Below are 12,439 nucleotides of genomic sequence, written 5' to 3'. Positions count from 1 at the left end.
ACGAAACCCGGGGCGATTCATTGAAGAGTTCGATCACGGCATCGTGGGCAATCAGGCGTTCGCGATTCTTGGTGAAGACGGTGGGCACCCAGACTGCATCGTCCATCGATAGGCCGATGAACCAGCGAAAGAGCAGGTTGTACTGGGTCTGCTCCATCAATTGCCGTTCCGAGCGAATGCTGTAGAAGATTTGCAGCAGCATGGCACGCAGGAGTTTCTCCGGGGCAATGCTGGGGCGACCGCCTTTGACGTCGGCGGCATACATGCCGCTGAGCAGGGGTTCGATATCCTTGAGCGCCCGATTCACCATCGCCCGGATCGGCCGCAACGGGTGCTGCGCCGGCACAAAGTCGTCCAGGCGACGCATCGTAAACAAACTCTCGGTGAAGGTGTCGGCTCCGCGCATGATCCGCTTTGTGCTCTCGGTAATCTCGGTGAATCTCTATAACGATCAAACCCGCTGTTTCGTCGACAGGATGGGGAAGTATTTCAGCAGCCTGCTAGACGAATTACTACGTGCACATAAGTTTTCGTCAGGTGACGATCTGATCGACAACTGGGCGAAGGAAGGCTTTTTCAATTGGCAACGCCCGTTTGAAGAAGTCATACGAGTATCGTCGGAGATTTTTGACCAAGACGGAAGGCTAAAACCCTACACCGCCTCGGAATGGAAAAGCGAATGGGTTGAATACGAAGAAGATGAAATCCCGTTCTAACCCTGCGCACCAGAGGGACGCTCCGCCGGCAAGCCGGCTACGCGCCCCTGAGCTTTAACGTTGAACGTCATCTTTTCCAAACCCTGAGCGTCGGCTTTGGGCACAAATCCGCCAAAGCTATAAACAAAAACGCCCGCATTCAGCGGGCGTTTTTGTTGAAGCGTTTTTCGCTTACAGCGTCTTGCCGGTCAGGCGTTCGTAGGCTTCGATGTACTTGGCGCTGGTGCGGGCGATGACGTCGGCCGGGAGCTTGGGGCCGGGGGCGACCTTGCCCCAGTCGAGGGTTTCCAGGTAGTCGCGGACGTACTGCTTGTCGTAGGAGGGCGGGTTCTGGCCTTCGACGTACTGGTCGGCCGGCCAGAAGCGGGAGGAGTCCGGGGTCAGGGCTTCATCGATCAGGTGCAGGGTGCCGGCCTTGTCGATGCCGAATTCGAACTTGGTATCGGCGATGATGATGCCGCGGCCCTTGGCGTAGGCGGAGGCTTCTTCGTACAGGCGCAGGGCGGCGATGCGGGCTTCGTCGGCCAGGCCGGCGCCGTTCTTGCCGGTGCCGGCCAGGGCTTCGGCGAGGTCGGCAGCGCAGTTGGCCTGGGCGGTGGCGAAGGAGACGTTTTCGTCATGGTCGCCGACAGCAGCCTTGGTGGCCGGGGTGAAGATCGGCGATGGCAGCTTGGCGGCCATCTTGAGGCCGGCCGGCAGGGCGATGCCGCAGATGGCGCCGGTCTGCTGGTAGTCCTTCCAGCCCGAGCCGATGACGTAGCCGCGCACGACGGCCTCGATGGGCAGCGGACGCAGGCGCTTGACGACAACGGCGCGGCCGCGCACCTGGTCGCGCTCGTTCGGAGCGACGACAGTTTCCGGGTCGATGCCGGTCAGTTGATTCGGGACGATGTGACCGAGCTTGTCGAACCAGAAATTGGCGACGGCCTGCAGCACTTCACCCTTGCGCGGGATCGGGTCGGGCAGGACGACGTCGAAGGCGGAAAGGCGATCGCTGGTGACGATGAGCAGCTTTTCGTCGTCGATGGCGTAGATGTCGCGGACCTTGCCCTTGTTGATGAGGGGGAGGCTGGTGATGGTGGATTCGAAGAGCGGAGCGGTCACGATCGGGGTTCCGAAATGAGCAAAGGGGAGATTATAAATTATTGCTGGGGTTGGTTTCGTGCCTGATGCGTGAGGTGATTCTTTCAAGGGCTGTTTTCCGCCTTGAGAGAGCCGGCCCCGGAAAATCGGACAGTAGGATAAGTGATAGCCTTGCTTCACCCACGGCCGCGTAGCGGCTTGAATGAGGAGCAAGAGCATGACGAGAAGGAAGCGGCGGAATCACTCGCCGGAATTCAAGGCCAAGGTGGCGATCGCTGCCTTGAAGGGCGACAAGACGCTGGCTGAACTGGCGCAGCAATTCGATGTGCATCCGAACCAGATTACGGACTGGAAGATGCAACTGCTGGAACGTTCGTCGGTTGTGTTTGGCGAGAAGCCGGCGAAGGAAATAGGACCGGACATCCAGACCATGCAGGCCAAGATTGGTCAGCTGACGTTGGAGAACGATTTTTTAGAAAAGGCGCTCACCAAGGCGGGCATGCTGAGCGCAAGAAGATGATTGACCGCAATCACGACCTGCCAGTGGTCCGGCAATGCCAGATTCTGGCGTTGGCACGGTCGACGGCCTACTACACGCCGAAACCGACCTCAACCGAGGAATTGGCGCTGATGCGCCGGATGGACGAATTGCATCTGGAGTTCCCATTCGCCGGAAGCCGGATGCTGCGCGACCTGCTCAGAAATGAGGGGCAGCCCGTCGGCCGCAAGCGGATCCGCCGGCTGATGCGGCAGATGGGCATCGAAGCCTTGTATCGCAAGCCGAACACCAGTCGTCGGCATGCGGCCCACCCGATTTATCCCTACCTGCTGCGCAACCTGAGCATCGAGCGGCCCAATCACGTGTGGGCGACCGACATCACCTACATCCCGATGCGCCGAGGCTTCGTCTATCTGGTCGCCATCGTTGATTGGTACAGTCGCCGGGTTCTGGCCTGGCGTTTATCGAACACGCTGACCACCGACTTCTGCCTCGAGGCATTGCAGGAAGCGATAACGCGTTACGGCACGCCGGAAATCTTCAACACCGACCAGGGCAGCCAGTTCACCAGCAGCGAATTCACCGGGCAGCTCAAAGCGAACGGCATTCGTATCAGCATGGACGGCAAGGGTTGCTGGCGTGATAACGTCTTCGTCGAGCGCCTCTGGCGGACCATCAAGTACGACGAGGTGTATCTCAAAGCCTATGAGTCCGTATCCCACGCCAAGGCGAGCCTGGGGCAGTTCATCACGTTCTACAACAGCCGGCGGCCTCATCAGGCATTTGCCGGCAAGACACCGGACATGATTTACTTCGCCGGCTTGCCGCAGGAACCCCTCGCCGCATGAAACCCGCGTTACCCACCGCGCCGGCCGCCTACGGTCTGAACGGACCTTCGGCAACCGTCACCGTGGATAACGCTACACCCGCAGGGCTCCACTTATCACCGTCGAAAATCTGTCCAAACAGCCGGGTCCTGCTCTGAGGGCGTCTCACTTTCTTTTGCTTCGCCAAAAGAAAGTAAGCAAAGAAAAGGCGACCCCAGCTTACGCGGTCGGCTACGCCGACTCCCCTGCGCTACTCGCGGCCGGCGGGCGCTGCGGAACTCGGGCCTTTGGCCCTCAAACAGTCCTCGCGCTTTTTCCGCCGGCAGCTGCGTTGCTCGGCGCTTCAGATGGGGACCCGAAAGGCGTCATGCGACGGGGTGCTGTCCGCCAAATAGAGTATTGTGGTCGCTAAGGAAAAGTATTTAGAAGTCTTGTGACTGCTTGATTCCGGACGCTCTGCCGGGCCCCTTGAGAGGTGCCGAGCAACGCAGAAATGCCGGGGGCTTTCGGCTTGCCTTGTCTGAGCCGCAGGCGAGTTCAGGCAAGCCGGCCGGCGTTTCGAGTAGCACAGGGAACCCGCGCAGCGGGCACCGACCCGGGGTCGCCTTTTCTTTGCTTACTTTCTTTTGGCGAAGCAAAAGAAAGTGAGACGCCCCGCAAGGGCGGAAAACACAGCCCGAACGAGGCAACAAACAGGCCCTCAGGCCGCCCCTTCTTCCTTCGCTAGCTTCTTTCGCATTCGCCGCGTCCCCCAAGCCACCAGCCCGGCAATTACCGGAATCGATAGCGCCGTGATCACGTCGGTGTTGAGGTGATGCAGTTCCTTCGTCCCCTTGGCGATGTACTGCACCAGCTGCGATCCGTAGTAGGTCAGCACGACCACCGAGAGGCCCTCGACGGCTTCCTGCAGGTGCAGTTGCAGCTTGGCGCGGCGGTTCATCTGGGCGAGCAGTTCCTGGTTCTGGCGCTCGAGTTCGATGTCGACGCGGGTGCGCAGCAGCTGGCTGTTGCGGGCGACGCGGGCGGAGAGTTCTTCCTGGCGGCGGGCGATGGCTTCGCAGGTGTTCATGCCGGGCAGCAGGCGGCGCTGCATGAATTCGGTGAAGGTCGGCAGGCCGGAGATGCGCTGTTCGCGCAGTTCCTCGATGCGCTGCATGACCAGCCCGTGGTAGGCGCGGGAGGCGCCGAAGCGGAAGGTGGTGCGGGCGACGGAGTGCTCGACTTCGGCGGCGAGCCGGGACAGCGCGGCGAGGATGTTGCGCTCGTCGTCGGCGCTCCGGGCCTGGCCGATGTGGTCCATCATTTCGGCCAGCTCCTTTTCGCCCTTGTACAGCCACTTGCCGACTTCCTTGGCGACGGGCAGGCCGAGCAGGGCCATCATCCGGTAGGTCTCGATCTCGACCAGGCGCTGCACGGTGCGGCCGGTCTGGCGTTGGGTCATGCTGGCGTTGAGCACGAGAAAGCGCGAGAAGCCGTTGTCGATCTTGAAGTCGGTGAAGATCCAGGCGGTTTCGTCGGCGACGCGCGCCGCGACCATGGTGCGGCCGTTCGGCGTCAGGCTGGCGAGCACGGAATCGGGGCTGATTTCGTCGGTGGAGCGTAGTTCGACATGGGTGGCGACGATCAGCTTGCCGGGAATGCCGGCGATCCATTCGGGATGCACGGCATCGAAGGCGGTGACGTCGGGATGCAGCTCCTCGCCGGTCGTCAGCGGGCGGAAGAAGGTGTAGCTGGAGAATTCGGTGTGCAGTTCCCAGCGCATGCGGAAGGCGCCGGTTTCGACCATCATGTGCGAGTCGGAACTGTCGATCGCATTGCAGACATGCCCCTGGCACAGCTTGGCTAGGTTGTCGCGGGCCGCCGGGGCTTTCTCGGTGCTGTGCTTGAAGACCAGGTGCGAGACGAGTACCGGGCCGACCAGCGGAACCGGCGGCCGGGCGTGGAACTCGTTGTTCAGGCGCTGGCGGAGCGGGTGTTCGGTCAGTTCGGAAAGCGCGAGGCGGGGATGCATGATCGGCGTCGAAAAGGTATGTTGCGGTGCACCAGATTGTAGCCCAACAAAATCAGCTTGCTGTGCGGGGAATGACGTAGCGCCCGAATTCCTGTTCGAGGGCGACGGCCGACTGTTCGAGCAGGTATTGGCGGAAGCGTTGGCCGGCCGGCAGCAGGCGTTTGGCGTTCATGTTCACCACGTACCAGGTGCGGTCGATCGGGGTGCCGATGACGTCGAGGATGCGGACCTCGGCAGTTTTTAGTTCCAGCGGCAGCGTGTGCAGCGACATCAGGGCCACGCCCATGCCGGCCATCACGGCCTGCTTGATGGTTTCGTTGCTGCCCATGCTGATCGTGCGCGGCGGGGTGAACAGGTGGTTCTTGAACATTTCCTCGGCGACGCGGCGCGAGCCCGAGCCCTCCTCGCGCAGCAGGAAGGTCTCGTGGCGCAGCTCGTGCATGTCGAAGCGGCGGGCGTCGCGCAGCGGGTGGTCAGATGGGCCGATGAGGATATAGGGGTGGCCGGCCATGGGCTCCGCGTGGGCGTCGATCTCGGTCGGGATGCGGCCCATCACGGCGAGGTCGATGGCGTTGTCCTGCAGCTTCTGGAGCAGGCTTTCGCGGTTGCCGACCGAGAACTGCACCTCGATGCCCGGGTGCTCCTGCGAGAACTTGGCGAGCAGGCGCGGCATGAAGTACTTGGCTGTGCTGACCAGTCCGACCGACAGCTGGCCGACTTCGGCGCCGAGCAGCGCCTGAAGGTTGGATTCAGCATCCTTGATTTCGCCGAGGACGCGCAGCGCGTGGTGCACCAGCATGTCGCCGGCGTCGGTCAGCGCCACGCCGCGCCCCATGCGCTCGAACAGCGGCAGGCCGACGTTGTCTTCCAGCTGCTTGAGCTGCATCGACACGGCCGGCGGGGTCAGGTGCAGTTCCTCGGCGGCGCGGGCGTAGCTCAGGTGGCGGGCGGCGACGACGAAGATTTGCAGCTGGCGCAGGGTCAGGGAGCGGACAAAGTTCATGGATGCGTGAAGGGTGGGCGGTATGGGCTCAGTGATTGCTGACTTTAGAAGCCGGACAGGTCGGCGTCAATCAGCGTGTCAGGTTCAGGTAAACCATCGGCAGTTGTTCGGGCAGCCGTTCGATGCGGTCGAGCACGCGCCAGTGCTTGCCGAAGATATGCCCGACATAGCGGTCGGCGTTCGGGTCCAGGCTCAGGCAGAAGGTCGAAATGCCTTCGGCGGCCAGCGATTCGACGGCTTGCCGGGTATCGGCAATGAGGTAATCCGGGTCGTTGACGTCGATGTCGGCTGGTTCGCCATCGGTGAGCAGGAGCAGGATGCGCTTTTCGCTGCGCCGTCCCGATAGCGTGTGGCCGGCATGGCGGATGGCCGCGCCCATGCGCGTCGAGTAACCGGCTTCGACGGCCGCCAGCCGCGCCTTGACGGGTTCGTCCCAGGCTTCGGAAAAGCCCTTGATGTGGTGGTAACGCACCTCGTGCCGGGTGTTGGAGTGAAACCCGGCAATGGCGCAGGCGTCGCCGAGCTCGCCGATGGCCCAGCCGAGCAGGGCGACTGCTTCGCGGGCGGTGTCGAGGATGCGCTGTTCGCTGCCGGGCAGGCGAGCGTTGAGCGATTGGGAAAGATCGATCAGCAGCAGCACGCTGATGTCGCGGCCATTGGTGCGCTGGCTGATGTTGATGCGCGGATCGGGCAGGTGGCCGCCCTGCCAGTCGGTCCACGCGCGGACCGCGATATCGAGGTCGAGTTCGCTGCCCGCTTCCTGGAAGCGCAGGCGCACCCGTTCCTGCGGCTTGAGCAGGTCGAGCAGGCGTTTCAGGCGGCGGGCGAGGACGGCGTGCCTGGCGAGCAGGCGGTCGATATCCGCTGGATTTCCTGACGTGTGCAGGGCTTCGTAGACGGCCGCCCAGTCTGGGCGGAAGCTTTGCGTCGCGGCATCCCATTCCGGGTAGTGGCGGGGCGGCAGGCCGGCGACTTCCGGGCTGGCCGCGGTGGGCTGCGGGTCGAAACTTTGCTCCTCGCCGCCGGCTTCGATGAAGGTCCACAGGTGGCGGTTGTCGTCGCGATAATCGACCTCGGTATCGGTGAAATGCACGTTGGCGAACTGGTCGCTGGGCAGGCGGGTACGGGCGGCCCAGGCCAAGGCGAGGTCGGCGACGGCGCGGGTGGAGGACTCGCCCTCCTGCAGCAGGGCGCGCAGACGGGTGGCGTATTCACGCGTGCCGGCTGCTGTGTAGCGATGTTGCGGATCGAGGCAGGCACGCGACAGACAGGTCAGGCGGTGGCGCACGGTGTTGACCCGGTCGGGATCGCAGGCGTCTTCGGCGGGTTGCGGGTGCAAAGCCAGCAGCAGGTGGCGCAGGCCGGGAAAGCGGCGCAGGAGCAACAGATCGACGCGGGCGTCTTCGAGCGTTTCCACGGCCATGCGTTGCAAGGGACTCCAGTTGTCGGCGACCAGTGGCTGGCTCCAACAGCGGTGGGCGGCGAGGTGGGCGAGCATGGCGCGGTAGCGATCCAGACCGTCGATGCCGGCCCGGCTGCTCAGGGCATCGGGCAGACGCATGCCGTCGGCGGCCAGGTAGGGGCGCAGGCCGGGGGCGGCGAAGGCGGTCGAATAGGGGACGAGCGGGCTGTCGTCGGCCCACAGTGCGCTCAGGCTCAAGGCGAGGCGGCGCTCGACATCGGCAAACAGCGTGCCTTCGCGCTCGCGTTGCAGCATGGCCCGGCTTTCCGGCGAAGCGAGCGCGAAATAGGCGCGCTGTTGCTCGGGGTGGTCGCCGGTGAGGCGAATGCCGCTGTCGATCCAGCGCCGCAGGCCGGCCAGCGAAAGGAGGCCGAGCAGGCGCGGTGCCTGGCGCAGGAGTTCCGGGAGGGCGGGGCTGGGGTGGGTTTGCTGGTGGCCGTGGATGGAGCCGGTGGTCCGCTCGGCGAGGTCGAGGGCCAGCGTCTGGTAATCGGCCAACCCGTCGGCGCTGCGCAGGCGGTCGCTGACGGCGCCCAGGGTTTGCAGCAGGGACGTGATGGCCGGTGCGTTCGGGGATTTCTGCAGGCGCCGGATGCTCTCCATCAGCGTCGGTAGCGTCGCCGATTGCGCTAGCCCCAGCGTAGCGATCACGCGCGGCCAGGCTTCGAGGAAGGCGAGCAGGGGTTCGGCGCCGCGCCCGAGCTTGCCGATGCTGCGCGCGGCTTCCAGAAATGCCGGCAGCTCGTCGGGGGCGATGTGCTCCCGGGCAGCGGCCAGGCATTCGTCGAAGACATCGGCAACGGCCGGGAAGCCGCAGTCGAGCGCGGTCCACGCGGCTTGCGACGCGGCGGTGGCCATCAGCCGCCGGCGGGCGTCGGCGATGTTGCGGATGCCGGGAACGGCCATGGTCAGCCGAACAGGGCGGCGATGGCGTGGTCCAGCGTGTCGATCACGTCGGTGTCGTCGGTGATCGGGCGGACCATGGCCATGCGGCAGGCGTCGACGGGGCTGATGCCCTGAGCGATGAGGGTGGCGGCATAGACGATCAGGCGGGTCGAGATGCCCTCGTCCAGCCCGTGCCCCTTGAGTCGGCGGCCGGCCTGGGCGACGGCGACCAGCTGCTCGGCGATGGCAGGGGCAATGCCGGTTTCGGCGGCGACGATCTGTACTTCCAGCGTGCTGGGCGGGTAATCGAACTGGAAAGCAGTGAAGCGCTGCTTGGTCGATTGCTTGAGGTCTTTCACCAGGCTCTGGTAGCCGGGGTTGTAGGAAATGACCAGCTGGAAATCCGGGTGTGCCGCCAGCTGTTCGCCTTTCTTGTCGAGCGGCAGGGTGCGCCGGTGGTCGGTCAGCGGGTGTATGACCACCAGCGTGTCCTGCCGGGCCTCGACGATCTCGTCGAGGTAGCAGATGGCGCCGATGCGGGCCGCCAGGGTCAGCGGTCCGTCCTGCCAGCGCGTGCCGCCGGCGTCGAGCAGATAGCGGCCGACGAGATCGGCGGCCGTCATGTCTTCGTTGCAGGCCACGCTGACCAGCGGTTTGCCCAGCTTCCAGGCCATGTACTCGACGAAGCGCGACTTGCCGCAACCGGTCGGCCCCTTGAGCATGACCGGCAGGCGGGCGGCGTAGGCCGCCTCGTAGTGGGCGACTTCGTTGTCCTGCGGCTGATAGAAGGGCTGCTTGCGGATTCGGTAGGCGTCGGGGCTGGTCATGGCGGCTTCTCCGTGGGGTTGGGGTTGCCTTATTTGTGCACGCCCAGCTTTTCGCGCCAGCCGGGGTAGAGCTTGTCGGCATCGCCCGGGAAGGAGACAAAGGCGCGGGCGAATTCGGGGTTCTCCCTGGCCCATTCGATGGGGTCGGCCTTGGCTTTCCAGCATTCGTAGGCCTGACGCAGCGATTTGGCGCCGGCGGCCGGGCTGTCGATATGGCCATAGGAGCCGCCGCCGGCGGTGTTGATGACGTTGCCGTGGCCGAGGTTCTCGAAGAAGCCGGGCAGGCGCAGGGCGTTCATGCCGCCGGAGATGATCGGCGTCGTCGGCTTCATGCCATACCATTCCTGGTGATAGGCCGGGCCGCTATAGCTGTCGCGCTCGATGATGTAGGCGATGGCGCGGTCGTCCTTCTCGCCCTCCATCTTGCCGTAGCCCATGGTGCCGACGTGGATGCCGGAAGCGCCCTGCAGGCGCGACATCTTGGCCAGCACGTAGGCGGTGTAGCCGCGCTTGGACTGCGGGCTGGTCACCGCACCGTGACCGGCACGATGGTAGTGCAGGTATTGTCCGGGGAAGCAGCGGCGGGCGGTGGTGACCATGCCCGGGCCGCCGACATAGCCGTCGACCAGGAAGGCGACCTTGTCGGCGTCCGGTCCGAAGGCTTCGAGAATGTACTCGCCGCGGGCGATCATTTCGTAGTGGTCGTCGGCGGTGATGTTGGCCGAGAAAATCTTCGGCTGGCCGGTCTCGTCCATGGCCCGGCGCATGGCGTCCACCACCAGCGGAATCACCTTCTTCATCGGGGCGAAGGTCTGGTTGCCCTGCGGCTCGTCGTTCTTGATGAAGTCGCCGCCCAGCCAGAATTCGTAGGCGGCGCGGGCGAAGGGCTCGGGGCGCAGGCCGAGCTTCGGCTTGATGATGGTGCCGGCGATGTAGCCGCCGTCCTGCAGCGGCCGGCCGAGTATGCGCCAGAGATCGGAAATGTCCTTGGCCGGGCCATCGAACAGCTGGATGGCGCGCGGCGGCACGAAAAAGTCGTACATCTTGGCGTATTCGATGTCGCCCATGCCCTGGTTGTTGCCGATGGTCAGGGTCAGGAAGGAGACGATCATCATGCGGCCGTCGGTGATGTTGCGGTCGAAGAGATCGATCGGGTAGGCGATACGCATCTCCTCCGAGGCTTCGTCAATGTGATAGACCAGCGCATCGACGCCCTTGGTGAATTCGTCGGTGGTGCATACCTCGACATTGGTGCCAGTGGACGACTCGGCGGCGAAGTGCGCGGCGGCTTCGAGATAGCCGTAGCCGGCCTTGGGTTTCATCTTGTAGGCACAGAGGATGTGCCCGCCGCCGGCGATCAGGTCTTCCTCGCGCAGGCTGAGGTCGGCGTAGCGGTTCGATTGGTCCATCGTTTGTCTCCTTGGGATTGTTCGTCGGGGCAGCGGATGGACAGAATGCTAGGGGGGACTACTGGTAAATAATAGTCATGTATTTTTATCGGACTGATCAGTGATCATTGAAGTTTTTCCGCTACCCAGATCGGCAGCGCCGCGCGTTGCGGGTTACGACCAGCGGGCGACGAAATCCTGCGCGTCGGCGAACCAGTGCGCGAAGTCCTCGCCGAAACCGGCCGCATCGGCAGCGAATGCCTGCTCGCCGCCGGCCAGCGGATTGGGTTGCCGGGCGCGACGGGCCATGCGTTGCAGCACGTCGGCGATGCCGGCCAGATCGGCATAGCTGCGCAGCCAGTCCTCGCGGGCCATCAGGTTCATGGCGGGGCGGGCCTGCTCGGGCAGGTCGGCCAGCCGGGCGTCGATGTGGCGATAGACCTCGGTGCAGTAGCGCTCGAGCGGCATCGGCCGCAACCGCGCCCAGTCGCGGGCCAGCAGGTGGTCGTAGAAGATGTCGACAAGCACGCCGGCGTAGCGGCGACGGTCGACGGCGACACGCTGGCGGCTGCGCTGAAAGGCCGGATGCGTCTCGGCGTGGCTGTCGATGGCCCGGTGCAGGGCGACGCCGCGCGCCAGGTCGGATGGCAGCGGGCCGGGCAGCGGCCCCTTGATCCAGTCACCGACCACGCCGCCGACGATCAACGCCGGATCGGCGCCGGCCAGCACGGCGTGGGCGAGGAAGTTCACAGGGGGCTTACTGCCGTTCGCTGTAGGTTGGCAGCGTGATGCGGAAGGCCATGGCCAGCAGCCGGGCGCCGAGGACCACGGCCATGCCGGCCCAGGCGGCGATGACCGGCGAAATGCCGAGCGCCTGTAGGCCGAGTAGCGTCAGGGCGCCGGCCCAGGCCGCCGATGCATAGAGTTCGCCGCGCTGGAAGATGAGCGGCACCTCGTTGCACAACACATCGCGCAGCACACCGCCGACGACGCCGGTGATGACGCCGAGCAGGCTGGCGACCAGCCATGGGGCCTGCCATTCAAGGGCGACCTGGGTGCCGGTGATGGTGAAGAGCGCGAGGCCGACGGCGTCCGGGATCAGGAACAGCCGGGGCGGCAGTTTCATGCCGCGCACGGCGAAGAAGACGACGAGGGTGGTGGCGATGGCGACCAGCAGATAGGTCTGGTCGGCGATCCAGAACACCTTGCGGTCGATCAGCACATCGCGCACCGTGCCGCCGCCCAATGCCGTGGCGGTGCCGACCATTACCGCGCCGACGAGGTCCATGCGCTGGCGGCCGGCATCCAGCACGCCGGTCAGGGCATTGACGGCGACGGCGACAAGGGCAGTCCAGTAGAGCAGGTTTTCCATGGCTTACTCGCTGGGCTGTGGGGGGCGTGTTGCGGCGATAGAGGCGGTCAGCCGCATCTCGTCAGGGCGGGAGGGGAAAAGAGGTGATGCCGTTGTTTCGTACTGAGGGGCGCGCATTGATGTCCAAGCCGGAGGGCGTTTGCCGTAATGTGGTTGCCGTCGTTTTCAGATGTCGACTGCAAGGCGGCGAGCCGGGTCGGCGTCGAGGTCATCTGTCTGCAACGGGGTCGCGGCAATGTTACAACCATCGTGAGCGAGGGGCACGATGGGCGCTTGCTTGCATGCGCTTCAGGAAGGCAGGAGCAGGCAGGGGCGGCCAGGTACTTTTCGCCTCAGTCGCCAGCCGCTCGGATGATCAGGGTGCCG

Annotated in this window: 10 protein-coding genes and 1 pseudogene; 2 read left to right on the top strand and 9 right to left on the bottom strand. The window is 64.5% G+C overall.

The window, feature by feature from the left end:
- Positions 1-16: 16 nt before the first annotated feature.
- Positions 17-406, bottom strand: a pseudogene (locus AB6Q56_RS14030) (transposase); the annotation flags it as partial.
- On the opposite strand from AB6Q56_RS14030, the gene AB6Q56_RS14025 reads away from it, so the two are divergent.
- Positions 405-716, top strand: coding sequence for a hypothetical protein (locus AB6Q56_RS14025; protein ID WP_434513739.1), 312 nt, complete (start codon positions 405-407; stop codon positions 714-716). The pseudogene AB6Q56_RS14030 and the gene AB6Q56_RS14025 sit on opposite strands and share 2 nt — an antisense overlap.
- A 171-nt stretch (positions 717-887) precedes the next feature.
- On the opposite strand, the gene AB6Q56_RS14020 is transcribed toward AB6Q56_RS14025, so the two are convergent.
- A complete protein-coding gene (locus AB6Q56_RS14020; protein WP_434513738.1) occupies positions 888-1,820 on the bottom strand; it encodes a phosphoribosylaminoimidazolesuccinocarboxamide synthase in 933 nt (310 codons plus the stop codon).
- Between the two features lie 196 nt (positions 1,821-2,016).
- On the opposite strand from AB6Q56_RS14020, the gene AB6Q56_RS14015 reads away from it, so the two are divergent.
- A protein-coding gene (locus tag AB6Q56_RS14015; RefSeq protein WP_434513533.1) for an IS3 family transposase occupies positions 2,017-3,146 on the top strand; the annotation gives its coding sequence in 2 pieces (ribosomal slippage) (positions 2,017-2,266 and positions 2,266-3,146; 1,131 coding nt in all).
- 679 nt (positions 3,147-3,825) lie between these two features.
- Here the strand turns inward: AB6Q56_RS14015 and AB6Q56_RS14010 are convergent.
- The 7 genes from AB6Q56_RS14010 to AB6Q56_RS13980 form a co-directional block, all read right to left on the bottom strand.
- Positions 3,826-5,136, bottom strand: coding sequence for a DUF3422 family protein (locus AB6Q56_RS14010; RefSeq protein ID WP_434513737.1), 1,311 nt, complete (start codon positions 5,134-5,136; stop codon positions 3,826-3,828).
- 52 nt (positions 5,137-5,188) lie between these two features.
- Positions 5,189-6,139, bottom strand: coding sequence for a LysR family transcriptional regulator (locus AB6Q56_RS14005; protein ID WP_434513736.1), 951 nt, complete (start codon positions 6,137-6,139; stop codon positions 5,189-5,191).
- Between the two features lie 70 nt (positions 6,140-6,209).
- Entirely contained in the window at positions 6,210-8,507 is a 2,298-nt protein-coding gene (locus AB6Q56_RS14000; RefSeq protein ID WP_434513735.1) for a nitric oxide reductase activation protein NorD, read from the bottom strand.
- A gap of 2 nt (positions 8,508-8,509) precedes the next feature.
- Positions 8,510-9,313 (bottom strand): CbbQ/NirQ/NorQ/GpvN family protein, encoded by an 804-nt coding sequence (locus tag AB6Q56_RS13995; RefSeq protein ID WP_434513734.1) that lies wholly within the window; start codon positions 9,311-9,313, stop codon positions 8,510-8,512.
- A 29-nt stretch (positions 9,314-9,342) separates the two neighbouring features.
- Positions 9,343-10,722 (bottom strand): ribulose-bisphosphate carboxylase, encoded by a 1,380-nt coding sequence (locus AB6Q56_RS13990; protein ID WP_434513733.1) that lies wholly within the window; start codon positions 10,720-10,722, stop codon positions 9,343-9,345.
- A 153-nt stretch (positions 10,723-10,875) separates the two neighbouring features.
- Positions 10,876-11,451, bottom strand: a complete 576-nt coding sequence (locus AB6Q56_RS13985) for an ACP phosphodiesterase (protein WP_434513732.1) — start codon at positions 11,449-11,451, stop codon at positions 10,876-10,878.
- Positions 11,452-11,458: 7 nt separating this feature from the next.
- Complete coding sequence (locus AB6Q56_RS13980) at positions 11,459-12,073, bottom strand: trimeric intracellular cation channel family protein (protein WP_434513731.1); 615 nt, start codon at positions 12,071-12,073, stop codon at positions 11,459-11,461.
- Positions 12,074-12,439: the final 366 nt, after the last annotated feature.

The organism is Dechloromonas sp. ARDL1 (assembly GCF_051122455.1).
Taxonomy (GTDB): Bacteria; Pseudomonadota; Gammaproteobacteria; order Burkholderiales; family Rhodocyclaceae; genus Azonexus.
The sequence above is the reverse complement of the archived record's forward strand: the minus strand, read 5'-3'. Positions and strand labels throughout refer to the sequence as shown.